General features: G+C 69.7%; 17 protein-coding genes. 3 read left to right on the top strand and 14 right to left on the bottom strand.

Annotation, left to right across the window (positions count from 1 at the left end):
* The coding region (locus D7X32_RS20940; RefSeq protein WP_244239110.1) for a rhomboid family intramembrane serine protease at positions 1 to 429 on the bottom strand (429 nt) is incomplete at its 3' end.
* A gap of 228 nt (positions 430 to 657) precedes the next feature.
* Between D7X32_RS20940 and D7X32_RS20935 the strand changes: the two genes are divergently transcribed.
* The gene (locus D7X32_RS20935) at positions 658 to 2,544 is read left to right on the top strand and encodes an FHA domain-containing protein (RefSeq protein ID WP_120604332.1); all 1,887 of its coding nucleotides are present in this window, start codon (positions 658 to 660) and stop codon (positions 2,542 to 2,544) included.
* A 42-nt stretch (positions 2,545 to 2,586) separates the two neighbouring features.
* Positions 2,587 to 3,180, top strand: coding sequence for a response regulator (locus tag D7X32_RS20930; protein ID WP_014398871.1), 594 nt, complete (start codon positions 2,587 to 2,589; stop codon positions 3,178 to 3,180).
* Here the strand turns inward: D7X32_RS20930 and D7X32_RS20925 are convergent.
* The 3 genes from D7X32_RS20925 to D7X32_RS20915 are packed head-to-tail and all read right to left on the bottom strand — an operon-like array spanning position 3,177 to position 5,595.
* A complete protein-coding gene (locus D7X32_RS20925) occupies positions 3,177 to 3,941 on the bottom strand; it encodes an enoyl-CoA hydratase/isomerase family protein (protein ID WP_120604331.1) in 765 nt (254 codons plus the stop codon). The genes D7X32_RS20930 and D7X32_RS20925 overlap by 4 nt on opposite strands.
* Before the next feature lie 39 nt (positions 3,942 to 3,980).
* Entirely contained in the window at positions 3,981 to 4,193 is a 213-nt protein-coding gene (locus tag D7X32_RS20920; RefSeq protein WP_120604330.1) for a biotin/lipoyl-binding carrier protein, read from the bottom strand.
* A gap of 52 nt (positions 4,194 to 4,245) precedes the next feature.
* On the bottom strand, positions 4,246 to 5,595 hold the full coding sequence (locus D7X32_RS20915) for an acetyl-CoA carboxylase biotin carboxylase subunit (RefSeq protein WP_120604329.1): 1,350 nt from the start codon (positions 5,593 to 5,595) through the stop codon (positions 4,246 to 4,248).
* Between the two features lie 172 nt (positions 5,596 to 5,767).
* On the opposite strand from D7X32_RS20915, the gene D7X32_RS20910 reads away from it, so the two are divergent.
* Entirely contained in the window at positions 5,768 to 6,112 is a 345-nt protein-coding gene (locus D7X32_RS20910) for a hypothetical protein (RefSeq protein ID WP_244239109.1), read from the top strand.
* A 16-nt stretch (positions 6,113 to 6,128) separates the two neighbouring features.
* Here D7X32_RS20910 and ftsZ read toward each other — a convergent pair whose 3' ends face one another.
* From ftsZ to murD, 10 genes are all read right to left on the bottom strand, one after another.
* Positions 6,129 to 7,364 carry a cell division protein FtsZ gene (ftsZ, locus tag D7X32_RS20905; protein WP_120604327.1) on the bottom strand — a complete coding sequence of 412 codons (1,236 nt, stop codon included), beginning with the start codon at positions 7,362 to 7,364 and terminating at the stop codon, positions 6,129 to 6,131.
* A gap of 341 nt (positions 7,365 to 7,705) precedes the next feature.
* Positions 7,706 to 16,405, bottom strand: a complete 8,700-nt coding sequence (agmC, locus tag D7X32_RS20900) for an adventurous gliding motility protein AgmC (RefSeq protein WP_244239108.1) — start codon at positions 16,403 to 16,405, stop codon at positions 7,706 to 7,708.
* A 339-nt stretch (positions 16,406 to 16,744) separates the two neighbouring features.
* Entirely contained in the window at positions 16,745 to 17,980 is a 1,236-nt protein-coding gene (gene ftsA / locus D7X32_RS20890; RefSeq protein ID WP_014398878.1) for a cell division protein FtsA, read from the bottom strand.
* A 41-nt stretch (positions 17,981 to 18,021) separates the two neighbouring features.
* A complete protein-coding gene (locus tag D7X32_RS20885) occupies positions 18,022 to 18,879 on the bottom strand; it encodes a cell division protein FtsQ/DivIB (protein ID WP_120604326.1) in 858 nt (285 codons plus the stop codon).
* A gap of 134 nt (positions 18,880 to 19,013) precedes the next feature.
* On the bottom strand, positions 19,014 to 19,970 hold the full coding sequence (locus D7X32_RS20880; RefSeq protein WP_120604325.1) for a D-alanine--D-alanine ligase: 957 nt from the start codon (positions 19,968 to 19,970) through the stop codon (positions 19,014 to 19,016).
* Positions 19,967 to 20,899 carry a UDP-N-acetylmuramate dehydrogenase gene (gene murB, locus D7X32_RS20875; RefSeq protein WP_120604324.1) on the bottom strand — a complete coding sequence of 311 codons (933 nt, stop codon included), beginning with the start codon at positions 20,897 to 20,899 and terminating at the stop codon, positions 19,967 to 19,969. Before murB ends, D7X32_RS20880 begins: the two co-directional genes overlap by 4 nt.
* A gap of 3 nt (positions 20,900 to 20,902) precedes the next feature.
* A complete protein-coding gene (murC, locus tag D7X32_RS20870) occupies positions 20,903 to 22,324 on the bottom strand; it encodes a UDP-N-acetylmuramate--L-alanine ligase (RefSeq protein ID WP_120604323.1) in 1,422 nt (473 codons plus the stop codon).
* Positions 22,321 to 23,481 (bottom strand): undecaprenyldiphospho-muramoylpentapeptide beta-N-acetylglucosaminyltransferase, encoded by a 1,161-nt coding sequence (gene murG, locus D7X32_RS20865; RefSeq protein WP_120604322.1) that lies wholly within the window; start codon positions 23,479 to 23,481, stop codon positions 22,321 to 22,323. Before murG ends, murC begins: the two co-directional genes overlap by 4 nt.
* The gene (gene ftsW / locus D7X32_RS20860) at positions 23,478 to 24,641 is read right to left on the bottom strand and encodes a putative lipid II flippase FtsW (protein WP_120604334.1); all 1,164 of its coding nucleotides are present in this window, start codon (positions 24,639 to 24,641) and stop codon (positions 23,478 to 23,480) included. The genes murG and ftsW overlap by 4 nt, the downstream gene beginning before the upstream one ends.
* Positions 24,642 to 24,649: 8 nt before the next feature.
* Positions 24,650 to 26,020 (bottom strand): UDP-N-acetylmuramoyl-L-alanine--D-glutamate ligase, encoded by a 1,371-nt coding sequence (gene murD / locus D7X32_RS20855; RefSeq protein WP_120604321.1) that lies wholly within the window; start codon positions 26,018 to 26,020, stop codon positions 24,650 to 24,652.
* Positions 26,021 to 26,027 lie beyond the last annotated feature (7 nt).

The following is a 26,027-nucleotide window of genomic DNA, read 5'->3' as shown; positions in this document are numbered from 1 at the left end:
CAGGTGCCCCGCGTTGTCCACGCCCACGCTCGTCCACCCGAGCCACAGGAAGACGAGCACGGTGGGCAGCGCGTTCTCCCCGGAGAACCACCGGTAGCGAGCCCCCGGCCCGTTGCGCGCGCGCCGCCCCAGCACCAGCAGCGCCCCCACGCAGCCAAACACCCACCCCGACGCGCCCACGCTCACCGCCGGCGACCACCAGAGCGAGCCCGCCATCGTCGCCAGCCCCGACACGGCCAGCAGCGCCACGTAGTCCCACCACCGGCACGAGCGCTCCACCGCCGTGCCCACCCCCGCGAACACCAGCAGGTTGAGGCCCAGGTGCAGGGCGTCCCGGTGCAGGAGGTTGGCCGACAAGAGTCGCCAGCCCTGCCCCGCGTCCGTCACCAGGGGCCCCGACTTGGCCCCCCAGTGGATCAACGCGTCCACCCCGGGAGGCCCTCCGGACGCCACGAACGTGTAGAGAATGGCCTGCGCCGCGATCAGCGCTATCGTGAGCCCCGGTATCCTGCCCTCCCCACCCTTTCCGGCCAATCGACCGATGGACAACAGTGCCTCCCTGCCCCTGGGATGGGCGAAAAACCCTGTTGTTCTCGGGGGATACATGGCTTGTCTCGGCAAAGGGCATTCTGCTATAGCTGTACTCGGACCGGACCCGTGCTGAAGCTCATCATCGAAGACGACGAGGGGCGCAAGACCGTTGTTCCCTTCGTGCGCGACGAAATCACCATTGGACGTCAGGAGGGCAACACGATCCGCCTGACCGAGCGGAACGTGTCACGTCGACACGCCCGGCTGGTGCGCCTCAATGGACACGTCGTGCTCGAAGACCTGGGGAGCTACAACGGCACCCGGATCAACGGCGAGCGCGTCGCAGGCCAGCTCCCTCTCAAGGAGGGCGACCTCATCCAGATCGGCGACTACGATCTGGCACTGCAGGTCGAGGGCACGGCCAACGCCGGCGCCCCCGCTGGCGCCATCACCGCCAAGGTGCCCGCTTCCCGCCGGCCAGAACCGGAGCCGGAAGAGGAGGAGGACGAGCGCGGCGGACCCGCCCCACGCGACACCATGGTGGACGGCGAGGACGAGGCGGAGGACTCCGACGAGGACGGCGACGAGCCCGGCCACACGCCCGTGTCCGCGGAGGCGCGCCGCAACGCCACGTCCATCATCCGCATGGACCAGATGGAGGCGGAGCGGCCCCGGCGCGTGGAGCGCGTGCCGGAGGACGAGCAGCCCCGGCTGCTGGTGCTCGCCCCCAACGAGTTCAAGGGCCAGGAGTACGACTGCAACCGCACGGAGCTGCGGATCGGCCGCACGTCGGAGAACGACGTCGCCCTGGACCACCGCTCGCTGTCCCGCACGCACGCGAAGATCGTGCGCGAGGAGACCGGCGAGTGGCGCGTCATCGACATGCAGTCGGCCAACGGCATGACGGTCAACGGTGAGAGCTACGCCCAGGCGACGCTGGCCCACGGCGACATCATCGAGATGGGCCACGTGAAGCTGCGCTTCGTGGGACCGGGCTCGCTGGCGGAGGACATCGCCGCGCAGGGCCGCTCCGGCTCCAAGAAGATGTGGGTGGCCGCCGTCATCGCGTTCGTGTCCATTGGCGCGGGCGCGGCGATCTTCGTGGTGAAGGGGCAGGACCTGCTGCCCAAGCCGCCGGATGCCACGCCGCCTGTCGTCGTCGCGGATCCGCAGCCCATCCCAGAGCCGCCGCCCACGACGAAGCCTCCGGAGACCGTGGCCGCGAACCCGCCCGCGACGCCGGAGAAGCCACCGGAACCTCCGGCGGATCAGGCCTTCCGGGAAGCGCTCCAGGCGGGCAAGTTGCCCGCCGCCACCACCGCGCTCGACGCGCTCCGCAAGGCGAAGGCGCTTCCGGCCGCGAACCTGGACGAGCTCCAGACGCGGCTGGACAAGGAGAAGAAGGCGGAGAAGGACCTCGCCGCGACCCGCAAGGCCCTCCTCAAGCCCAATGGGACCGGTGTCGATGAGGCGACCAAGAGCTTCAGCGCCATCCCCACGGACACGGTCTTCGCGAAGGACCGTCAGGACCTGAGCGACCAGTTGGCCGCCGCGCAGGCGCAGGCCGCGCAGAACGCCCAGCTGACGGAAACCCCGCCTCCGGATGACTCGGGCACGACCGCCGCCGCGGCCCAGAACTCGAAAGAGAAGCCCACGTCCGAGTTCGTGCTCACGCGGAAGTGGAAGAAGCCGGCGGACGTCGCCAAGAACACCGAGGTCATCCAGACCGAGGTCCTCCGCCTGACCAAGGCCAATGACCTGAACGGCGCATTGGAGATCGCCAAGGACTGCGCCTTGCTGGCCCCGTCTGTTCCGGAGTGCCACCTGATGCTGGGCGTGGTGTATGCCAAGCTCAAGGACTTCAAGATGAGCGAGCAGCACTACGCGGAGTTCCTCACGCTCACGCCCGAGGGCTATGAAAAGCGAGACTTGGTCATCAAGGCCTTGAGCAAGATGACCGGAACGCCCCCGCGCCCGACGCAAGGTTCCCCCACGTCGGGCAATGGCGAGTAGATCCCCGCAGCACTTCCCTCAACCCTGCAGCGAGGAGACGCTGTGCAGATTCGCATCCTGGTAGTTGATGACGAGCAGGACAACTGCGACTACCTCAAGCTCGTGCTGACCCGTGAAGGCTACGAGGTCGTCACCACGACGGACCCCACGCAGACGGTGGACATCCTCCGGGGCTCCGACTTCCACCTCGTCATCCTCGACATGATGATGCCGCAGATGTCCGGCACCGAAGTGCTGGAGTTGATCCGCAAGTACGACACGGACATCGCGGTCATCGTGGCCACGGCGTACCCCACCGTGGACACGGCCGTCGCGTCGCTCAAGGCGCAGGCGTCCGACTATGTGAAGAAGCCCATGGAGCCGGAGCAGTTCACGGCCGCCGTGCGCAACGCGTTGCAGAAGAAGGGTCTGTCCCAGGACCCGGAAGCGGACCTGCACCGCGCCATTGGCCGTACCATCCGCGACGCGCGCAAGACGCAAGAGCTCACGCTCAAGCAACTGGCCCGCCGCACGGGGCTGTCCGTGTCCCTGCTGTCCCAGATTGAGCGCGCGGAATCCTCCGCGTCCATCTCGTCGCTCTACAAGATCGCCTCCGCGCTCCAGTTGCGGATGGGCGAGCTGTTCGGCGACACCTAGCGGCCGTTGAAGCGGGGCGCGCGCTTTTCCAGGAAAGCCGCGCGCCCCTCCTTCGCGTCCTCGCTGCCAAACGCCTCGCCGCGCACCTGACGCAGGTGCGCGACGTCCTCCGGCGACAACGCGGAGCGCGCCAGCAGCCCGAACGCCTCCTTCATCCCCGACACCGCCTTTGGCGCCCCTGCGGCCAGCGTCGCGCACAGCGCCAGCGCGCGCCCTTCCGCGTCCTCGGGGCACTCATCCAACAGCCCCCACGCGAGCGCCTCCGCCGCCGGCAGCCGGCGCGCGGTGAGGAACAGCTGCTTGGCGCGCGACAGGCCCACCAGCCGCACCGCCCGCGCCAGGCCCTCCGGCGAGTACACGATGCCCAGCCGGGCCGGAGGCATGAGGAAGAACGCGTCGGAAGCGCCCACGCGGAAGTCACAGGAGGCCGCCAGGTCGAAGCCCGCGCCCACCGCGCCGCCCTGCACCAGCGCCACCGACGGCGCCGGGTGCCGCTCCAGCTTCAGCAGGCACGCCACCAGCGGGTCATCCGGCAGCCGCCCGTCCGCGCCCGGCGGCCCCAGGTGCGTCAGGTCATAGCCCGCGCAGAAGTGCCCGCCCTGGCCGCGCACCAGCAGCGCGCGCACGTGAGCGGCGGGCTCCAGCGCCGCGTCCAGCCGGGCCAGCAACGCGTCATTCAGCGCGTTGCGCCGTGACGGGTTGGAGACGGTGAGCACCCGGACACCGCCCTCGCGATCCTCCACCTCCAGCGTGGGCTCCATCCTTCGCGCCGCTCCCCGTCCCCGGGTGAAAGCCCGTGACTACCCGAGCACCACGAGGACGTCGCCCTCGTTGACCGACTGCGCTTCCTTGCAGCGGATCTCCTTCACCGTGCCGCCCTCCTCGGACTCCACGGGCATCTCCATCTTCATGGACTCGAGGATGACCAGCGTGGTGCCGGGCTCCACCTTGTCGCCCACCTTCACTTCGATCTTCCACACCGTGCCCGTGATGTGCGCCGCAACGTCCGCCATGAACCGTCCCTCCTCGGGTGGGAAACGAGCGCGGGGGCATCCCCGCCGCCCCTTAAGGCTTCGCGTGATGATCCAGGAAGTGCGTGTCCAGCTCTCCGGCGCTGAAGGCAGGGTCCTTCAGGATGCGCAGGTGGAGCGGGATGTTCGTCTTGATGCCTTCGACGCGGAAGGACTCCAGCGCCTTCACCGCGCGGGCAATCGCCTCGTCGCGCGTGGCGCCGCTGATGATGAGCTTGGCGATCATGGGGTCGTAGTTCGGCGTCACCACGTCCCCTTCCGCGTAGCCGGAGTCCAGGCGCACGCCCTCGCCCGTGGGCGGCTGGAACACCTTCAGCGGGCCGGGGGACGGGAAGTACTTCACCGGGTCCTCCGCGTAGATGCGGAACTCCAGCGCCGCGCCCTTCCGCTTCACGTCCTCCTGCTTCACCGTCAGCTTCTCGCCCGCGGCGATGCGCAGCTGCCAGCCGATGAGGTCCAGGCCCGTGGTCAGCTCCGTCACCGGGTGCTCCACCTGGAGCCGGGCGTTCATCTCGATGAAGTACACCTGCCCGTCCGAGTACAGGAACTCCACCGTGCCCGCGTTGGCGTAGCCGAACGTCTTCGCCGCCGTGACGGCCGCCGTGAAGAGCGTGTCCGCCAGCGCCGCGTTCCGTCCATTGGCGAACAGCACCGACGGGGCCTCCTCCACCACCTTCTGGTGACGGCGCTGGATGGAGCACTCGCGTTCCAGGCCGTGGATGAGGTGGCCGTGGGTGTCGCCCAAAATCTGCACTTCGATGTGGCGGGGCGCCGGGAAGTAGCGCTCCAGGTACACGCCCTCGCGGCCGAAGGCGGCCTTCGCACGGTCCGTGCACTGGCGGTACACCTTCTCCAGTTCCGCGGGGGTGTTCGCCGCCGCCATGCCGATGCCGCCGCCACCGCTGGCGGCCTTGCACAGCACCGGGTAGCCGATGCGCTCCGCGGCCTCCAGGGCGCTCTGCACGTCCGGCAGCACGCCGTCGCTGCCCGGCACCACCGGCACGCCCGCGGCGGACACCAGCTTGCGCGCCTGGCTCTTGTCCTTCATCCGCGCCATGGCCTCCGGCGGCGGGCCCACGAAGGTCAGGCCCGCGTCCGCGCACGCCTGCGCGAAGTCGCCGTTCTCCGACAGGAAGCCGTAGCCCGGGTGCACCGCCTGCGCGCCCGTCTTCTTCGCCGCCTCCAGGATGGCGGGGATGCTCAGGTAGCTGTCCTTCGCGGGCGCGGGGCCGATGCGCACGGCCTCGTCCGCCTCCTTCACGAAGGGCAGGCTCACGTCCGCGTCCGAGTGCACCGCCACCGTCTTCACGCCCATGCCCCGGGCCACCGCCCCGATGCGACGCGCGATTTCACCCCGGTTGGCGATGAGCAGCTTCTGGAACATGCAGGCACCCTGGCGTTGCGAAGGGCGGCCAAACTAACCCCCACCCCCTTGACTGACAAGCGTCCGGGCGGGTGCGCAACAGGTCCGTACAGTCCCGTAAATTTGCGGACTTGCGAACCCCTGGCGTACCTTGCCCGACGTGAAGCCTCCCTCGACAGGAACGCACAGCGTCGTGGACCTGCATGGTGCCCGCCGCGCCCGCCGTCTGGACTTGTACCGGAACCGGCTCAACCAGCGGCAGCAGGACACCCGCGCCAATCTGGTGACCCTCTACGAGGGTGGCACCCTCTTCACGCCCGACGGCACGAAGCAGGGCCGCTCGCTGCTCAAGGCGCTGCAGCTGCTGCAGCGCGCCGGCACCCGCCTGGAGGAGCTGTCCGGCGACGGGCTTCTCCCCGCCCCCAGCGCGTCGGAGCGCATCGACGCGCTCTACGACGAGGTGGACGGACTGTTCACCAAGTGTGACCGCCTCACGGGCCGGGGTACGGCGAGCGTGGCCCGCCTCCCCCGCGCTTAGCGGTCCCGCTGCCTGATTACGGCAGCTCCGTCTGGCCCTGGCGGCGCAGGAACGTGGGGATGTCGAACTGATCCTCGTCCAGGGGCAGCGCCGCGTCCTTCACCACGGCCGTGCGCGCGCTCTGCATGGACGTCTTGGGCGTCTCCACCGTGGACATCGTCGGACGGGGCGTGCTCTTCGCGGGGACCAGGCTGGCCACCTCCTCGCGCGTCGCGGTCAGCACGGACGGCGGCGTGGAGGGACGGCCCACCAGCGGCACCTGCACCACCTGCGCCATGGAGCGCACCTTGGGCGCGTCCCGCTGCACGAAGCCCGTGGCGATGATGGTGATCTTCACCTCGTCCTGGATCTGCTCGTCGATGAGCGACCCGAAGATGATCTCCGCCTCGCCGTCCGCCGAGTCGTGCACCAGCGTCAGCGCCTCGTTGACCTCCTGCAGGGTCATGTCGCGGCCGCCGGTGATGTTGATGAGCAGGCCCGTGGCGCCGTCGATGGAGACGTCCTCCAGCAGCGGGCTGGAGATGGCCTGCTGCATGGCGGTGATGGCGCGGCGGTCGCCGCAGGCGTGGCCCGTGCCCATGAGCGCCAGGCCCTTGTCGCTCATGATGGTCTTCACGTCCGCGAAGTCCACGTTGATGTAGCCGTGGTACTGGATGAGGTCGCTGATGCCCTGCACGGCGTTGAGCAGGACTTCATCCGCGCGCTTGAAGGTCTCCAAGAGCGGCATGGGCTCGTTGGAGAGCGACAGCAGGCGCTGGTTGGGGATGGTGATGAGCGTGTCCACCGCGGCCTTGAGCTCCACGATGCCCTGCTCGGCCTGCTTGCGGCGCTTGTTGCCTTCGAAGAGGAACGGCTTGGTGACGACGCCCACCGTGAGGCAGCCCAGGCTCTTGGCGATGTCCGCGATGATGGGCGCGGCGCCCGTGCCGGTGCCACCGCCCATGCCCGCGGTGACGAAGACCATGTCGGCGCCTTCCAGCACCGCGGCGATCTGATCGCGCGACTCCAGGGCGGCCTCGCGGCCCATCTCCGGGTTGGCGCCGGCGCCCAGGCCCTTGGTGAGCGCCTGGCCCAGCTGCAGCCGGGTGGGCGCCTTGCTCGCGGCGAGCGCCTGGACATCGGTGTTGGCGGCGATGAAGTCGACGCGGTCCAGCTTCGACAGAATCATCGTGTTGACCGCGTTGCAGCCCGCCCCGCCCGCGCCCACGACACGAATCTTCGCGGCCTGCTTGTTCTGCTCGAACTGGTCCATGTCGTCCTCGTGGCGGAAGCACCGCGGCGCCGTCCGCGGAAACACCCACCCTCGACAATCATCAGGAAGTCGGGCGCTTTGGCAAGTATTCCGCTACCTGCCTGTAGCGCCCTGCTGCGCGCCCGAGTCCTGACGCCCACTTACGCGTGTGGCATCACCGGGCATGCGGACATCGCGCGCGCGCAAACACCCTCTTGACTCGCGTCCGGTGACTCGCCGTGGCCGGTCACGCGCGCCGTTCGCGCACGCATGACGTGACAGGACGGGGCGCGGATGACGAAAAGGCCCGGCTCCCTCGTGGGGGAACCGGGCCTTCCGTGTTTCATGCCCTGTTGGGAGTGCTACTGGGCGGGCTTCTCCACTTCCACCTTGCCCATCTTCACGATGTTGAACTCCACGCGGCGGTTGTTCTCACGGCCCGCGGGGGTGTTGTTCGTGTCCACGGGCTTCGTCTCACCGAAGCCCTCGGAGTCCAGGCGCTCCGCGGCGATGCCCTCGTTGACGAGGAACGTCTTCACGCTGGCGGCGCGGCGCTTGGACAGGTCCAGGTTGGCGACGTCGTTGCCCTGGCTGTCCGTGTGGCCCTCGATGCGCAGCAGCTCCACCTGCGGGTTGGCGCGCAGCACCGCGGCCACCTGCTTCAGGATGGGGAACGAGCGCGGCAGGATGACGTCCTTGTTCGTGGCGAAGTAGACCTTCTCCAGGATGAAGATGCGCTCGCCCTCGACGAGCACCTTCACCTTGCCCTTGTCCGGGCAGCCGTCTTCGTCATCCACGCCGTTGATGGTCTCCGGCTCCAGCGGGCACTTGTCCGCCGTGTCGAGGATGCCGTCCTTGTCGTTGTCCGGATCCGGGCAGCCGTCCTGGTCCTGGAAGTCGTCCTTGTCCTCGGGCGCGTTGGGGCACTTGTCGTCCGGGTCCAGCAGGCCGTCGCCGTCCGTGTCCACCGGCGCGGGCGGCGGCGGCACGGGCTTCGTGTCCGGGCAGCCGTCGGCGTCCTCGAAGCCGTTCACCGTCTCCGGCTCGTTGGGGCACTTGTCCTCCGTGTCCACGATGCCGTCGCCGTCGTTGTCCGGGTCGGCGCAGCCGTCCTGGTCCTGGAAGCCGTCGAAGTCCTCGGGGCCCTCCGGGCACACCGGCCGGGGCGGCGCCGGGGCGCGCTCCGGGGTGCTGTAGGCCACGGACGCGAGCACGCGGAAGGTCGGCGTGCCGTAGCCGTGCGTGAGGCCCGGGCCCGCGCCCACCTGCGCGGCCAGGCCGCTGGGCGCGCGGTACTTCAGGGCCGCGAGCAGCTCCAGCGGACGCTCCTCCTCGTTCTGCTGCTTGAAGCCCAGCGCGCCCACCAGCGAGGCCTGGGCGGCCAGCGGCAGGTCACCCAGCGGAACCTCCGCGCCCACCCCGTACGCCAGCGCGCTGCCGACGTTCAGGTTGCGCAGCTGCTCCGACTTGCGGATGTCCACGCCCACGTTGGCGAGCACGCGGAAGCGCTTGCCGTACTCCGCCACCACCCGCGGGTTCACAGAGACGCCCGACCCGCCGAGGAAGTTCGAGGCGCCGCCGGTGGGCAGCGAGATGGGCAACACCACGGACACGCCGTAGTCGTCACCGTCCAGGAGCCGCGCCTTCGGGATGAGGCGCAGGTCGCCGATGCCGCCCCCGCTCACCCCGTTGGCGAAGGAGGAATCCACGGCCGGCGAGTTCTCCGAGCCCTGGATGGTGATGGGCAGCACGACGCCGATTTCGAACCGGTCGTAGAGGCCGATGGCGCCCATCAGGTCGAAGCCCACCTGGCTCTTCACCAGGGAGGTGACGTACGTGTCCGAGCGGGGGTCGAAGAAGTTGAGCGGCTTGTCGGCGTAGTTGACCGACAGCCCCACGTTCCACCCCAGGTGCCGCTGCACCTTCGCGCCGTGAACCGAGAGCACATCCGCGACGCCCGGGCCCGGCTTGTACTGCTGCACGTCGATGGCCTGCGACACGGCGGTGGCCTGCGCGTGGGCACTGGTGCCCGCGAACAGCGCCGTGACGAACACGGCCAGCGCCCCACCCGCGCGCGCCAGGAACTGCCCGGCGCGGCGGAAGCGGCGGCCCACCAGGGGCAGCGCCAGCAGCATCAGCGCGAAGGGCGCCAGCGAACCGGAACCGCCCGTGCTGCAGCCGTGGCCCACCACCAGGTAGTCATCGTTGGCGTCGAGCGGATCCGAGCCGCCCTTCACCTCCGTGCCGTCGTCGATGCCGCCCTGGTCGGTGTCCTTCATGTTCGGATCCGTCTCCGTGGTGGCGCGGCGGCCGTCGTGGTTGGCGTCCTCCTCGCCGTCCTTCAGGCCGTCGCCGTCCGTGTCCGGGTTCTTCGGATCCGTCTTCGTGGTGGGGTCCGCGTCCGGCTTGAAGTTCGGGGACGTCAGGTCGGTGCCCGCCGGAGCGGTCTCCGCGGTGACGCCCAGCTCCGTGCCGTCGAGGATGCCGTCGTTGTCGCTGTCGGGGTCGAGCGCGTCGATGGTCCCGTCGCCGTCCGTGTCGGTCAGCCCGTCGATACCGTCCGGCACGCCGTCGTCGTCGGAGTCGGAGTCGAACGGATCCGTCCCGCGCTCCAGCTCCGTGGCGTTGTCGATGCCGTCGCCATCCGCGTCCTGGTCGTCCGCCGGGTTGTTCGGGTCGGACTCCTGCACGTCCACGCGGCCGTTGTGGTTGCGGTCCTCGATGCCGTCGAACACGCCGCCGTTGTCGGTGTCGTTGTCGAGCGGGTTGGTCCAGGTGCTGGGATCCAGATCCGCGACGAACTTCGTCGGGTCGGTGTCCGTGCCCTGCGGCTGGGTGAGGCCCAGCTCCAGGCCGTCCGTCAGGCCATCGTCGTCCGTGTCGATGTCGTTCGGATCCGTCTCCGTCCCGTCCTTGAGGCCGTCGTGGTTGGCGTCCTCGTTGCCGTCGAGCAGACCGTCGTCATCCGTGTCGCCGTCCAGCGGGTTCGTCTTCGTCGAGGGGTCCTTGTCGGCCACGAACTTGGACGGGTCGGTGTCGTCGCCCTGGGGCTCGGTGAGGCCCAGTTCCACGCCGTCCGTCAGGCCGTCGCCGTCGCTGTCGCTGCTGTTCGGGTCCGTCTCGTCGGCGTCGACGATGCCGTCGTGGTCCTTGTCCTCATTGCCGTCGAGGATGCCGTCGTCATCCGAGTCGTCGTCGAGCGGATCCGTGCCGCCGACCTTGACCTCGACGCCGTCGGGGATGCCGTCGCCGTCGGTGTCCGGGTTGTTCGGGTTGGTGCCCTGGGCGATCTCCTCGTCGTCCGTCAGGCCGTCGTTGTCCGAGTCCACCGACCCCGCCGGGTTGACGGTGAAGGTGGTGCTCGCGGTCGAGCTGTTGGTGGTGCCGTTCGTGGACACCGCGGTCACGGTGTACGAGCCGTTGGCCAGCGGGCCGGGCAGCGCCTGGCTCCAGCTGCCGCCCGTCACGGTGATGGGGCCGTAGTTGGTGCCCTGGAAGGTCACCGTCACCGTGGTCGCGTTCGCGGCCGTGCCGGTCACCGTCACGTTGGGGTTGGTGAGGGTGGAGCCGTTGGCCGGCGTGGTGATGGCCACCGTCGGGGCCGCCGTGTTCACCGTGAAGGTGGAGGTCGCGGTCGGGCTGGTGTTGCCCACCGCGTCCACCGCCACCGCCGTCACCGTGTAGGTGCCGTTGGCCAGCGGGCCGGGCAGCGCCTGGCTCCAGTTGCCGGAGGCATCCACGGGGATGGGGCCGTAGTTGGTGCCCTGGAAGGACACGGTGACGCTCGTCGCGCCGCCCGAGGCCGTCCCCGTGACCGTCACGTTGGCGCCCACCGTGGAGCCGTTGGCCGGCGTGGTGATGGCCACCACGGGCGCGGTCGTGTCCACCGTGAAGGTGGAGCTGTCGGGCGTGCTCTCGTTGCCCGCCGCGTCCGTGGCCACCGCGGTCACGGTGTACGTGCCGTCCGCCAGGGGGCCAGGCAGCGTGTAGCTCCAGTTGCCGGAAGCATCCACCGCGATGGGGCCGTAGTCCGCGCCCTCGAAGGTCACCGTCACGAAGGTGGCGCCCGTGGACGTACCGGTGACCGTCACCGTGCCGCTGGCGACCGTCACGCCGTTGGCCGGCGCGGTGATGTCGACTTCCGGCGCCGTCAGGTCCACCGTGAAGGTGGTGTCGTCCGGAGTGCTCTCATTGCCCGCGGCGTCCGTGGCCGTGGCGGTCACGGTGACGGAGCCCTCCGGCAGGGACACCGGCAGCTGGTAGGTCCAGTTGCCCGCGCCATCCACGGGGATGGGGCCGTAGTCGGTGCCATTGTAGGTCAGCGTCACGGACGTCGCGCCCGTGGACGTACCGGTGAGGGTCACCGTGTCGGTGCCAATCGTCGAGCCGTCCGCCGGGGTGCTGATGGCGACGGTCGGCGGGGTCAGGTCCACCGTGAAGGTGGAGGTCGCGGTCGCGCTGGTGGTGCCCGCGCCGTTCGTGGACACCGCGGTCACGGTGTACGTGTCCTCGGCCAGGGGGCCGGGCAGCGCGTAGGACCAGTTGCCGGAGGCGTCCACCGCGATGGGGCCGTAGCTGGCACCGTCGAAGGTGAGCGTCACGGAGGTCGCGTTCGTCGTCGTACCGGTGACCGTCACGGTGCCGGTGTTCACCGAGGTGCCGTTGCCCGGCGTGGTGATGGCGACCGTGGGAACCGTCAGGTCCACCGTGAAGGTGGAGGTCGCGGGCGTGCTGGTGTTGCCCGCCGTGTCCGTGGACACCGCGGTCACGGTGTTGCTGCCCTCAGGCAGGGTCACGGGCAGCGTGTAGCTCCAGTTGCCGGACGCATCCACCGGGATGGGGCCGTAGTTCGTGCCGCCGTAGGTCAGCGTCACGGAGGTCGCGCCCGTGGACGTACCCGTCACCGTCACCGTGTCGGTGCCGATGATGGCGCCGTTGGCCGGGCTGCTGATGGCCACCGTCGGCGCCGTCAGGTCCAGGATGAAGGTGGAGCTGTCAGGCGTGCTCTCGTTGCCGGCCGCGTCCGTGGCCGTCGCGGTCACGGTGTACGTGTCCTCGGCCAGCGGGCCGGGCAGCGCGTAGGACCAGTTGCCGGACGCATCCACGGGGATGGGGCCATAGCTCGCGCCGTCGAAGGTCAGCGTCACGAACGACGCGCCCGAGGACGTGCCCGTCACCGTCACGTTGGGGGTGTTGAGGGTGGAGCCGTCGAGCGGCGTGCTGATGGCCACCACCGGAGGCGTCTGATCCACCGTGAAGGTGGAGGTCGCGGTCGTGCTGTTCGTGCCCGTGCTGTTCGTGGACACGGCGGTCACGGTGTACGTGCCGTCAGCCAGGGGACCGGGGAGCGCCACGGACCAGGAGCCACCGCTCAGGGTGGCGGGGTAGTTCGTGCCCTGGAACGTCACGGTCACGCTGGTCGCGTTCGTGGCCGTACCAGTCACCGTCACGTTCGGGTTCGTCACCGTGGAGCCGTTGGCCGGCGTGCTGATGGCCACCGTCGGCGCCGGCACCGCCACCGTGAAGGTGGAGGAGGCCTGGGTGCTGTTGGTCGTGCCGTTCGAGGACACCGCCGTCACGGTGTACGTGCCGTTGGCCAGCGGGCCCGGAAGCGCCACGGACCAGGAGCCACCGCTCAGGGTGGCGGGGTAGTTCGTGCCCTGGAACGTCACGGTCACGCTGGTCGCGTTCGCGGCCGTACCGGTCACCGTCACGTTCGGGTTGGTCGTCGTGGAGCCGTTGGCCGGAGCGGTGATGGCCACCGTCGGCCCAGCCACCGTGAAGGTGGAGGAGGCCTGGGTGCTGTTGGTCGTGCCGTTCGTGGACACTGCCGTCACGGTGTACGTGCCGTTGGCCAACGGGCCGGGGAGCGCCTGGCTCCAGTTACCGCCGGTCACCGTGATGGGGCCGTAGTTCGTCCCCTGGAAGGTCACCGTCACCGTGGTCGCGTTCGCGGCCGTACCGGTCACCGTCACGTTCGGGTTCGACACCGTCGAGCCATTGGCCGGAGCGGTGATGGCCACCGTCGGCCCAGCCACCGTGAAGGTGGAGGAGGCCTGGGTGCTGTTGGTCGTGCCGTTCGTGGAGACCGCCGTCACGGTGTACGTGCCGTTGGCCAGAGGACCGGGCAGCGCCTGGCTCCAGTTGCCGCCCGTCACCGTGATGGGGCCGTAGTTCGTCCCCTGGAAGGTCACCGTCACCGTGGTCGCGTTCGCGGCCGTGCCCGTCACCGTCACGGTGGGGTTCGTCACCGTCGAGCCGTTCGCCGGCGCGGTGATGGCCACCGTCGGCCCGGCCACCGTGAAGGTGGAGGTCGCCGTGGTGCTGTTGGTCGTGCCGTTCGTCGACACCGCGGACACGTTGTAGGTGCCGTTGGGCAGCGGGCTCGGGGTGAGCACCTGGCTCCAGTTGCCGCCCGTCACCGTGATGGGGCCGTAGTTCGTCCCGTTGACGGTGAGCGTGACGCTCGTGGCATTGGCCGCCGTGCCCGTCACCGTCACGTTGTTGGGGTTGGTCACCGTGGCGCCATTGGCCGGAGCGGTGATGGCCACCGTCGGGCGCGCCACCGTGAAGGTGGAGGAAGCCGTGGTGCTGTTGGTGGTGCCGTTCGTGGAGACCGCCGTCACGGTGTACGTGCCGTTGGCCAGAGGACCGGGCAGCGCCTGGCTCCAGTTACCGCCGGTCACCGTGATGGGGCCGTAGTTCGTTCCCTGGAACGTCACCGTCACCGTGGTCGCGTTCGCGGCCGTACCGGTCACCGTCACGTTCGGATTCGACACCGTGGAGCCGTTCGCCGGAGCGGTGATGGCCACCGTCGGCCCAGCCACCGTGAAGGTGGAGGAGGCCTGGGTGCTGTTGGTCGTGCCGTTCGTGGACACTGCCGTCACGGTGTACGTGCCGTTGGCCAACGGGCCGGGGAGCGCCTGGCTCCAGTTACCGCCGGTCACCGTGATGGGGCCGTAGTTCGTCCCCTGGAAGGTCACCGTCACCGTGGTCGCGTTCGCGGCCGTACCGGTCACCGTCACGTTCGGGTTCGACACCGTCGAGCCATTGGCCGGAGCGGTGATGGCCACCGTCGGCCCAGCCACCGTGAAGGTGGAGGAGGCCTGGGTGCTGTTGGTCGTGCCGTTCGTGGAGACCGCCGTCACGGTGTACGTGCCGTTGGCCAGAGGACCGGGCAGCGCCTGGCTCCAGTTGCCGCCCGTCACCGTGATGGGCCCGTAGTTCGTCCCGTTGACGGTGAGCGTGACGCTGGTGGCGTTGGCCGCCGTGCCCGTCACCGTCACGTTGTTGGGGTTGGTCACCGTGGCGCCATTGGCCGGAGCGGTGATGGCCACCGTCGGCGTCGTCGCGGCAGTGACGGTGAAGGTGTTGGTGTTGCTCGGGGCGCTCTCGACGCCACTGGTCACCGTGACCGCGTAAACGGTGTGCGTCGCCACGGTCAGCGGCGTAGACGGCGTGAAGGTGAAGTTGCCCGCCGCGTCGGACGTCACCGTCACGGCCTGGGGCTGGCCGTCGATGTAGATGCGGACCGTTTGATTCGGGCTCGGCGTCGTGCCCGTGATGGGGGGCGTGGTGTTCGACGTGGACGAACCATTGGCCGGGGTGAGCACCGTGGGAGCCGGGCCCTGGGTGATGACACCCGGGTTGCCCGGCGCCGAGCCGTAGGTCACACCATCCGGAGCAGTGGCCGTAGGCTGAGTGCCCGCCGTGCCTCCCGCGACCGACGCGGGGCAGTTGTAGGCGCTGGCCTGCATGTGGATGTAGCCGCCACCACCGCCACCGCCCGTGCCGTGCGGTGAATCCACGAAGGTGCTGTTACCGCCGTTGCCGCCCTTCGCGGACAGCGCGCCGGTACCGGTGCATGCCAGGGCGCCCGTGAACCTCAGCGCGATGGTGCCGCCCGCGCCGCCGCCACCCGCCGCGTCATTCTGGGAGTTCGTTGCGGAGATGCCGTCCGCCGTGATGCTGCCCGTCCCCCCGAGCGCCGCGCCGCGCACGAAGACGATGCCGCCCGCGTTTCCGCCGCCGGAGCCAACATCGTCATTGCCGTGGCCGGAGCCACCACCACCGCCGAACAGGATGCGGGTCGCAGGGCTGAACAGCATCTTGCCACCGGGGTAGCCTCCCACCGCGCGCGACGGACCCGTATCACCGGTCCACGTCCGACCACCGATGCCACCCGCACCGCCGTTGCCACCACCACCACCACCGGAGTTGTGGCAGATGCCGCCACCGCCCGCGTTGAGGGTGTTGCCCCGGCCCGAAAGCTGCGCGGTCTGCAGGAACACCGTGGGCTGCTTGTAGCGGGCAGGAACAGGCCCCTCGCCCTTCATGGCGCCTTGAGGGTGAGCCAGGTCCAGGGCGGTGGCGGCGCAGTTGTCGCCATTTCCGTTGAAATACTCCGCGCCGCGGAAGCCCGTGCCCGTGGCGGAGATGGTGCCGTTGTTCGTCACCGTCCCCGTGGCGAGGAAGACGACGATGCCACCCACGGTGTCGTTGTAATCACCAGCGACGTCGGACCACTGCCGGGCGACGATGCTCGCGCCCGCGTTGATGGTCACGGTCGTGTATTCCGGCACCCGGATGGCCTGCGCCGAGGACCGAAGGAGCGCGCTGTTGTTGGCGGCGCTGGTGCTCCCCGTGAACGCCGCCGTGAGCGCGTTCCCCGTGAAGGTCAGGCGCGTGCCCGTCAGCGCAGTCACACGCACAAGCTGCCAGTTGCCCACCGTGTTCGCGGTGAAGTCGAACGGGCCCACCGCACCGGACGTCACGGTCCCCGTGAAGCCGGTGGACTGGTAGATCATCACCAGGTCACCGACGGCGAAGCCCGTCGTGTCCGTCACCGTCACGAACGTCTGGCCTACGGGCGCGTTCGCCGTCAGCCGCGCGTACGTGTTGATGACCGTGCCGGCCGCGTTGACCGTCAGCGCGCCGTTGTGGCCGTTGCCCAGGCCGAAGGTGTCGGTTTCCGCGGATGCGGGTGGCGCCAGCAACACGGCGCACAACAGGGCCAACAGGCCCGCGGCGGAGCGGCGAAGTCCCGTGAGGGGCGTCAGCAACCGCGAAGTCTTTTGTGGAGTCATAGGTTCAGAGGCTCACCAGAAACGGCGGGATGCGTTCCGGGAGCCATAGGCCCCCCCTAGCAAGCCGGAAGCCATCCTCTGTCGAATTCCCAAACCGTCCAAATCCAGGACCTTGCACGGCTGGACGCCCGTACTTAAGGCGGGCGTCCGAAAGCCGGATCCGGATTCCGGAATCTGGAAACCCTCCGCGTCCCCGCCTGACGCGTCAGCGTCCCGCATGACGCGTCAATCCACGGCTCGGGTATAGGGCCCCAGAAACGCGAAAGGGCCCCCCGAAGGGAGCCCTGACTCAGTGCATCAGCGCACCGGGACCGCTTAGAAGATCTCTTCCAGCCACTCGCGCATCCGGCCCTTCACCTTCTTGTAGACGTTGCCGTCCTCGCGGATGCGGAACATGCGGCGGTCCATGTGCTTGGCGCCGTAGACGACCAGGCCCACGCCCGTGGCGTACATGGGGCTCTTCACCACGTCCACCAGGCCACCAATGCCGCGCGGCATGCCCCGGCGCACCGGCAGGCCCAGCACCTCTTCCGCCAGCTCCGGCATGCCCGCGAGCAGCGTGGAGCCGCCCGTGATGACGATGCCGGACGCGAGCAGGTCCTCGTAGCCGCACTTCTGGATCTCGCGGTGCACGAGCTGGAAGATCTCCTCCACGCGCGGCTCGAGAATCTCCGAGAGGATCTGCCGGCCCAGGACGCGCGGCTGACGGCCGCCCACGCTGGGGACCTCAATCGTCTCGTCCTTGTTGATCATGGACGCGAGCGCGCAGCCGTACTTCTGCTTGATGCGCTCGGCCTCGTGCGCGGGGGTGCGCAGGCCGATGGCGATGTCGCTCGTCAGGTTGTTGCCGCCCAGGGCGATGACCGCCGTGTGGACGATGGAGCCGCCCGAGAAGATGGCGATGTCCGTGGTGCCGCCGCCGATGTCGACGAGGCACACGCCCAGCTCCTTCTCGTCCTCGCTCAGCACGGCTTCGGCGGAGGCCAGCGGCTGGAGCACGATGTCGGAGACGTTCAGGCCCGTGCGGTTCGCGCACTTGACGATGTTCTGCGCGCTGGAGACGGCGCCCGTGACGATGTGCACCTTGGCCTCCAGGCGCACGCCCGCCATGCCCAGGGGCTCCTTGATGCCGCCCTGGTCGTCGATGATGAACTCCTGCGGCAGGACGTGGATGACCTCCCGGTCCAGCGGGATGGCCACCGCCTTCGCCGCGTCGATGACGCGCGCGATGTCCGCGTCGCGGACCTCCTTGTCCTTCACCGCGACGATGCCCTGGGAGTTGAAGCCCTTGATGTGGCCGCCGGCGATCCCCGTGTAGACATGGGAGATCTCCGCCCCGGCCATCAGCTCGGCTTCCTCCACGGCGCGCCGGATGGACGACACCGTGGCCTCGATGTTGACCACGACGCCCTTGCGCAATCCCTTCGACGGATGCGTGCCGATACCGATGATGTCGATACCGCTATCGGTCAGCTCGCCGACGATGGCGCAGATCTTCGTCGTGCCGATGTCGAGGCCGACGATGATCTCCCCCGACTTCTGCTTCGCCATGACTCCTCCCAGGCTCCCTCACTTTCGTGAAGGAAGCATCCTCACTGCGTCGAGTCCCCGCTCCGCACGGAGTCGGACCCACTCGAAAGCCTCACCGCCACCCAACCCGGTCGGGCACGGTTATCCAGGCGAATGATCGCGGCCGCAAGCCCCCTTGTGCTGAGCTCGCGTCGAACGCGCGCCAGCCGCTGGAGCTTGACTTCCGTATCGCCCGCGCCGAGGCGCACCTCCTGCCCCGTCGCCGTCACCAGCGCAAGCCCGGTGTTCTCCAGGCGCACTTCAGAAAGCCGCTCGGATCGCCCGGGCAACAACCGCGCATAAGCACGGGTTACATCCAATGCTTCGCGGAACTTGGAACGCACCGCGTCCGGGTCCGCCACGTACGCATCGCGCTCCATGCCAGTGACGAGCGGCAGGTCCAGCCCGTCCCCCGGCGTGACGCGCTTGAAGGGCTCGCCCTCCTCGTCCAGCACGTACAGGTCGCCCAGCACCGCCAGCGCCGCGGGTGCGTGCTCCGTCACCTCCACGGACACGCCGCGCGGAAACCGCCGCGTCACCTCCACCGTGCGAACCCAGGGGTGCTGCCCCATGGACCGCGCCAGCGCGGCCGGGTCCAGCGTCCACAGGTTCTGCCCCGCCGTCAGCCCGGACAGCTTCAGCAGCTCCGGGCGCGACGCCCGCTCCAGCCCGGAGAAGTTCACCGACTCCAGCGCGAAGCGCGGCGTCACCACCGCCCAGGCGCGCAGCTCGATGCCGCCCCAGATGAGCCCCGCGGTCGCCACGGCCAGCCCCAGCGCCTTCGCCACCGACGGTCCGTGCGAACGGACGGCGCCCGTCACCGCGTCGTTGCGCGGTGCGGCATCCTGGCGGCGGCGGTTCTTGGATTTTCCGAAGGCCATGACTAAGGAGGCGCATGCTGCGTGCGGACGTCGGACCACGCCAGTTTTTGGCTACAGGCACGTCGCTGTAGCGGCATGAAGGGACACGCCGGCCTCGCAAGAGACCGGAACTCCTGGAAAGAACGCGGAGCGGCTCAGGCCTTGAGTGAAGCGCCCTGGAGCAGCCGCTCACAGAGGGCCGGGAAGTCGATGCCCCGCCCCGCCGCGATTTTGGGCAGGAGGCTGGAGGCCGTCATTCCGGGCAGCGTGTTGATTTCCAGCAGGAACACGTCGCCGGCTTCCGTGACGATGACGTCCGAGCGCGAGCCGCCGGAACAGCCCAGCGCCTTGTGCGCGGCGAGGGAGACCTCGTTCACGCGCGCGTACAGGTCCGGCGGCAGCGGCGCGGGGAAGAGGTACTGCGTCCCGCTGCCGGCCTTGTACTTGGCTTCGTAGTCGTAGAACTCGCGCGCGGCCTTGACCTCGATGACGCCCAGCGCCTCGTTGTCCAGCACGCCGCCCTGCACTTCCCGGCCCTTGATGAACTGCTCCACCAGGAGCGTGCCCGCGTACTGCACCGCGTCCTGGACGGCCGCGGTGTAGTCCTCGCGCGTCTTGCAGATGTGAACGCCCACGCTGCTGCCCTCGCGGCTGGGCTTCACCACCACCGGGAAGGGGAACGGCAGCCGGTCCGCTTCCGCGAGCGCGGCTTCCGCCGAGTCGAAGGCCCGGTAGGGCGGCGTGGGGATGCCGCGCGCGACGAAGATCTCCTTCGCGTACACCTTGTCCATGCCCACGGCGGACGCCATCACGCCGCTGCCGGTGTAGGGGATGAACATGGCCTCCAGCAGGCCCTGGACGCAGCCGTCCTCGCCGAAGCGGCCGTGCAGCGCGAGCCACGCCACGTCCACCTTCTCCGCGATGAGGCGCGCGGGCAGGTCCTTGCCCACATCGATTTCGACCACGTCGTAGCCCAACCCCTTCAGCGCGCCCGCCACCGCGGCGCCGGTGCGCAGGGACACCTCGCGCTCGCTGGAGAGGCCGCCGTACAGCACGCCCACGCGCTTGGCCTTCAACTCAGCCGGGGTGAAGCCTCGGGGACCGATGGTCATGGCAGGAAGACTCCGACGAATTTGACTTCGGGGTGCATGACGATGCCGGTGGCCTCTTGTACCCGGTCTTGCATCAGGGTGATGAGGCCCCGCACGTCGCGAGCGGCCGCGCCGCCCAGGTTGACGATCCAGTTCGCGTGCAGGGTGGACACCTGCGCGCGCCCCAGGGTGTGCCCCTTCAGGCCGACAAGTTCAATGAGCCGCCCGGCGTGGTCGCCCGGCGGGTTGGTGAACACGCTGCCGAAGTTGGGCTGACTCAAGGGCTGCGTGCGTTTGCGGTACCCCAGGTCCGCGTCCATGGCCGCCTTGCTGGCCACGACATCGCCCTTGGGAAGATGGAAACGCACGCGGGTGACGATACCTCCCGCGGGCAGCGTGGCGTGACGGTAGGTGTGGGGCACCTGCGCTTTCGTCAGCCACCCCACTCCATCCGCCGTGGCCACTTCAATGGCCTCCACCACGCGGAAGCACTCGCCGTTCTTGGTGCCCGCGTTCATGGTGACGGCGCCGCCCAGGGTGCCGGGGATGCCCGCGAGGAACTCCGCGCCCACCAGGCCCTGCGCGCGCATCACGTTGACCAGCCGGGCAATGGCCGCGCCCGTGCCCAGCGTCACCCGCCCGTCGTCCGGGCCCACGTCCAGCACCTCCGGGAACAAATCCGGAGGCAGCTTCACGGTGAGCCCCGGCACGCCGCCGTCGCCCACCAGCGTGTTGGCCCCGCCGCCCAGCACCGTCACGGGGATGCCCTCGTCGCGGGCCAGGCGCAGCAGGTCCACCAGCGCGTCCGGTGAACGCGGACGCACCAGCGCCTCCGCCGGCCCGCCCACGCGCACGCTGATGAGCGGCGCCAGGGGCTCGCCCGGCTTGACGTCCAGGCCGGGCAGACGCGCCACGCGCGCCGCCAGCGGTGTCACCTCGCCCGGCTGCATCCCCTACCCGCCCTTCGCCGCGCCCATCAGGTGGAGCAGGTCCGGGCCCACCTGGGTGATGTCGCCCGCGCCCAGCGTCAGCACCAGGTCGCCTTCGCGCACGCGCTCGTGGAGCGCCTTCGCCACGTCCGCGCGCTTCTCCACGAACGTCACGTCGCGGTGGCCGTGCGCGCGGATGGCCTCCGCCAGCGCGTCGCCGGTGGCGCCAGGAATCGGCTCCTCACCCGCCGCGTAGACGCTGGTGACGAAGAGCACGTCCGCGTCGTTGAACGCGGTGGCGAACTCCTTCATCAGGTCATGCGTGCGCGTGTAGCGGTGCGGCTGGAAGGCGGCCACCACCCGGCGGCCGAAGGCCCGGCGCGCGCCCGACAGCGTGGCCATGACCTCCGTGGGGTGGTGCCCGTAGTCGTCCACCACGGTGATGCCGCCCACCTCGCCGCGCACGGTGAAGCGGCGCTGCACGCCGCCGAACTCCGCCAGCGCGCCGCGCACCGTCTCCAGCGGGATGTCCATCTCCTCCGCGATGGCCACCACCGCCAGCGCGTTGAAGGCGTTGTGCGCGCCCACCATGCGCACGCGGAACTCGCCCAGGTCCTCTTCGCGGCGGAAGGCACGGAAGGTGGTGGTGAAGCCGTCCAGCGAGATGCCCTCCAGCCGGTAGTCCGCCATGTGCGAGCTGCCGTACGTGACGAAGCGCTTCTCGATGCGCGGCAGCAGCGCCTGGACGTTGGGGTTGTCCAGGCACAGCACGTTCAGGCCGTAGAAGGGGACGCGGTTGCAGAACTCCACGAAGGCGGACTGGAGCGTCTCCAGGTCGCCGTAGTGGTCCATGTGCTCCGGGTCGATGTTGGTGACGACCGCGATGGACGGGTGCAGCTTGAGGAAGCTGCCGTCGGACTCGTCGGCCTCCACCACCATCAGCTCGCTCTTGCCCAGCTTGGCGTTGGAGTCGAGCACGTTCACCTTGCCGCCCACCACCGCCGTGGGGTCCAGGCCCGCCGCGGACAGCACCGTGGCCACCATGGACGTCGTGGTCGTCTTGCCGTGGCTGCCGGCGACGGCGACCGCGTACTTCAGGCGCATCAGCTCCGCGAGCATCTCCGCGCGGGGGATGACGGGAATCTTGCGCTGCCGCGCCGTCACCACCTCCGGGTTGTCCTTGCGCACCGCGGAGGAGATGACGACCACGTCCGCGTGCACCAGGTTGGACGCCTTGTGGCCCTCGTAGAGCGTGGCGCCCAGCTTCGCCAGGCGGCGGGTGATGTCGCTCTCGCGCAGGTCGGAGCCGGACACGCGGTAGCCCAGGTTGAGCAGCACCTCCGCGATGCCGCTCATGCCGATGCCGCCCACGCCCACGAAGTGCACGTGCGCCGCGTGGCGCGTCTTGAAGAGGCTGCCGGGCTTGTTGCTGACGGTCTTGCTCATGCCTTGCTCCCGGGTGCCTTCTTCGCGTCCTTCTGCTCCTTGGGCCCACGGTCGCGGCCCTGGGGTCCCCAGGCCTGCGTCGTCAGGTCCGCGCACACGTCCGCCAGCTCCTTCGCGGCGGCGGGGCGGCCCAGGATGCCCGCCTTCTTCGCCATCTGCTTGAGCTTCGCCGGGTCCGTCATCAGGCCGCGCAGCTCTTGCGCCAGCTTCTGCCCGGTGAGCTCCGACTCGCGGAACATGAGGGCCGCGCCCGCGTCCACCAGCGCGCGGGCGTTCACCTCCTGGTGGTTGTCCGTCGCGTGCGGGAAGGGCACCAGGATGCTGGCCTTCTTGCACACCGTCAGCTCCGCCAGCGACGTGGCGCCCGCGCGGCAGATGACCAGGTCCGCCTGCGCGTAGGCGGAGGACATGTCGTCGATGAACTCCACCACCGTGGCCACGTCCGCGAAGCCCTTGTCCGCGTAGCCCTTCTTCACGGTCTCCAGGTCCAGCTTCCCCGTCTGGTGGACGATGGAGATCTGCTCCTTCACGTCCCCCAGCGAGTCCAGCGCGTCCAGCACCCGGTTGTTGAGGCCGCGCGCGCCCAGGCTGCCGCCGAAGATGAGGACGGAGAACTTCTCGTGCGCGGCGCTGCTGCGCAGGTAGTTGTCCATCAGCTTCTTGCGGATGGGGTTGCCAATCATCTGCACCTTGGCTTCCGGGAAGTAGTTGCGCGCTTCCTCGAAGGCGGTGAAGACGACCTTCACGATGCGGCCCAGCACCTTGTTGGTGATGCCGGGCAGCGCGTTCTGCTCCTGGATGGCGGTGGGGATGCCCATCAACCACGCGGCCAGCACCACCGGCCCGCTCGCGTAGCCGCCCACGCCCACCACCACGTCCGGCTTGTGGCGCGACAGGATGCGGAACGACGCGAGGAACGCCAGCGGCAGCGCGATGAGCCCCTTGAGGAGCCCCAGGAGCCCCTTGCCCTTGAGCCCCTGCACCTTCACCAGCTCCAGCGGGTAGCCCTCCTTGGGCACCACGCGGGCCTCCAGCCCCTTCGCCGTGCCAACGAAGACGACCTCGTTGTTCGGGTGGCGCGTGACGACCTCTTCCGCCAGCGCGATGCCCGGGAACAGGTGGCCGCCGGTGCCACCGCCCGCGATGAGCACCTTCACGCCGTCACCTCCCGCATGTCGGTGGTGCCCGTGCGCACCGGCCGCGTCGCGCCTTGCGTGTTCGCGCTGAGCGACAGCAGCACGCCCGCGGAGCCCATCAGCACCACCAGCGACGTGCCGCCGTAGGACACGAACGGCAGCGTCAGGCCCTTCGTGGGCAACAGGCCCATGGCCACGCACATGTTCACCGTGGCCTGGAACGCGATGATGGAGCTGATGCCCAGGCCCAGGTACGTCCCGAACGTCTCCCCCGCCGCCAGCGCCGCGCGGATGCCGCGCCAGAGGACGACGGCGTACAGCACCACGAGCAGCCCCACGCCGATGAGCCCCAGCTCCTCACCGAGGATGGAGAAGATGAAGTCCGTGTGCGCCTCCGGCAGGAAGAACAGCTTCTGCCGGCCATCCCCCAACCCCAGGCCGGTGATGCCGCCGGAACCAATGGACATGAGCGACTCCGCCACCTGGTAGCCCACGTCGTGCCGGTGGGCCCACGGGTCCAGGAACGCGAGGATGCGCTTCATGCGGTACGGGCTGGTCGCGATGGCGACGAACGCCAGCGGCAGCGCGAGCAGCACGGAGCCCACCAGGTACGACAGCTTCGTGCCCGCCGCGAACAGCAGCACGAAGAGCATGAACACCAGCAGCACGCTGCTGCCGAAGTCCGGCTGGAGCATGCACAGGAGCACCAGGATGCCGCACAGGGCCAGGTGCGGCAGGAAGCCGATGGAGAACGTGGCCACCTTCTCCCGCTTCTTCGCCAGCGAATAGGACAGGTAGACGAGCCACGCGAACTTGGCGATTTCGGCCGGCTGGAGGCTGAAGCCCGGCAGGCGGATCCACCGCCGCGCGCCGCCCGCCGTGGTGCCGATGCCGGGGATGGCCACCGCGATGAGCAGCACGATGGCGACGAGCAGCAGCGGGTACGCCAGCCGCGCCAGCTTCCGCCACCCCAGCTTCATGGCCACCGCCATGGCCACGAGGCCAATGCCCGCGGCGGACATCTGACGCTTGAGGAAGTAGAGGCTGTCGCCCAGCTTGTCCTGCGCCAGCACCGCGCTGGCCGAGTACGTCATCACCAGGCCCAGCGACACGAGCGCCAGCACCGCGCACAGGAGAATCGGATCGAACCGCACGGGGGCGGCCGGAGGTGAGGTCTTCATCATCACGGTCAGAGCGCCCCGACCAGGCGCTTGAACGTGTCGCCCCGGTCCTCGAAGTTCTTGAACTGGTCGTACGACGCGCACGCCGGGGACAGGAGCACCGTGTCCCCCGCCTTCGCGACCTCACGCGCCTTGGCCACCGCCGCGGCCAGCGTGCCGCATGCGTGCACCGGCGCGTCGTTCGCGTACGCCCGCGCCAGCGCGTCCGCGTCCTGGCCAATGGTCAGCACGCCCTTCACCTTGCCCTGCCCCGCCTCCACCATGGGCGCGTACGGCGCGCCCTTCCCCTTGCCGCCCGCGATGAGCCACACGTCGCCCGCGAAGGCCTTGAGCGCCACCAGCACGGAGTCCACGTTGGTGGCCTTGGAGTCGTTCACCCACTCCACGCCGTCCAGCACGCGCACGCTCTCCAGCCGGTGCGCCAGGCCCGGGTAGCTGTCCAGCCCCGCCTGCACCGCGTCCTTCGCCACGCCGCCCAGCCGCGCCAGCAGCGCCGCCGCCATCGCGTTCTGCGCGTTGTGCGCGCCCCGGAGCGACCGGTTGGTGAGCGTGTAGGACTCGCCCGCGAACTCCAGCTCGAAGCCGCCGGGCCGGGCGATGGCCAGCCCCGCCAGCTTCGGCGCGCCCACCACCGGGCTGCCCGTGAGGGTGAAGCCATACACGGGCACGCGCGTGGAGGCGGCCAGCCCCATCACCGCCGCGTCGTCCGCGTTCACCACGGCGAAGTCGCTGCCGGGGTCCTGGTTCATGAAGATGCGCGCCTTGGCCGCGCCGTACTCGGCGTGGTTGGCGTAGCGGTCCAGGTGGTCCGGCGTGAGGTTGAGGATGGCCGCGCCCGTGGGCTTGAGCTGGTGGATGCCCTCCAGCTGGAAGCTGGACAGCTCCACCACCAGCGCGTCCCAGTCCCCGGGCGCCATGGCGGCCTCCGCCAGCGGGCGCCCCAGGTTGCCGCCCACGAAGGTGCGCAGGCCCGCCTTCGCGTACAGCTCGCCGGTGAGCGCCGTGGTGGTGCTCTTGCCGTTGGTGCCGGTGATGCCCAGGAAGCGCGTGCCCGTGAGGAAGCGGCCCGCCAGTTCAATCTCGCCCCACACGGGGACGCCCGACGTGCGCGCGGCCTCCAGCTCCGGCAGGGACAGCGGGACGCCCGGGCTCACCACCACCAGGTCCTGGCGGGTGAGCAGGCCCGGAGGCGTGGCGCCGGTGACGAGCGTCACGCCCTTCGCGTGCAGCTCCTTCGCCACGTCGCCGAGCGCGTCCTCGGAGCGCGCGTCCAGCGCCGTCACCTTCGCGCCCTGCTGGACGAGCAGCCGGAGCGCCGCGACGCCGCTCTTGGCCAGCCCGAACACCGCGACCTTCCGACCGGACAGCGAGGGATTCATGGGGCGG

The organism is Corallococcus carmarthensis (assembly GCF_003611695.1).
GTDB lineage: Bacteria > Myxococcota > Myxococcia > Myxococcales > Myxococcaceae > Corallococcus > Corallococcus carmarthensis.
The sequence above is the reverse complement of the archived record's forward strand: the minus strand, read 5'-3'. Positions and strand labels throughout refer to the sequence as shown.

What these genes read in the sequence shown, in the direction of transcription:
- D7X32_RS20925 (WP_120604331.1), bottom strand. Translation starts at nt 3,941, where the DNA reads ATGGAGCCCACGCTGGAGGTGGAGGATCGCGAGGGCGGTGTCCGGGTG.
- D7X32_RS20920 (WP_120604330.1), bottom strand. Translation starts at nt 4,193, where the DNA reads ATGGCGGACGTTGCGGCGCACATCACGGGCACGGTGTGGAAGATCGAA.
- D7X32_RS20915 (WP_120604329.1), bottom strand. Translation starts at nt 5,595, where the DNA reads ATGTTCCAGAAGCTGCTCATCGCCAACCGGGGTGAAATCGCGCGTCGC.
- ftsZ (WP_120604327.1), bottom strand. Translation starts at nt 7,364, where the DNA reads ATGGACCAGTTCGAGCAGAACAAGCAGGCCGCGAAGATTCGTGTCGTG.
- ftsA (WP_014398878.1), bottom strand. Translation starts at nt 17,980, where the DNA reads ATGGCGAAGCAGAAGTCGGGGGAGATCATCGTCGGCCTCGACATCGGC.
- D7X32_RS20885 (WP_120604326.1), bottom strand. Translation starts at nt 18,879, where the DNA reads ATGGCCTTCGGAAAATCCAAGAACCGCCGCCGCCAGGATGCCGCACCG.
- D7X32_RS20880 (WP_120604325.1), bottom strand. Translation starts at nt 19,970, where the DNA reads ATGACCATCGGTCCCCGAGGCTTCACCCCGGCTGAGTTGAAGGCCAAG.
- murB (WP_120604324.1), bottom strand. Translation starts at nt 20,899, where the DNA reads ATGCAGCCGGGCGAGGTGACACCGCTGGCGGCGCGCGTGGCGCGTCTG.
- murC (WP_120604323.1), bottom strand. Translation starts at nt 22,324, where the DNA reads ATGAGCAAGACCGTCAGCAACAAGCCCGGCAGCCTCTTCAAGACGCGC.
- ftsW (WP_120604334.1), bottom strand. Translation starts at nt 24,641, where the DNA reads ATGAAGACCTCACCTCCGGCCGCCCCCGTGCGGTTCGATCCGATTCTC.
- murD (WP_120604321.1), bottom strand. Translation starts at nt 26,020, where the DNA reads ATGAATCCCTCGCTGTCCGGTCGGAAGGTCGCGGTGTTCGGGCTGGCC.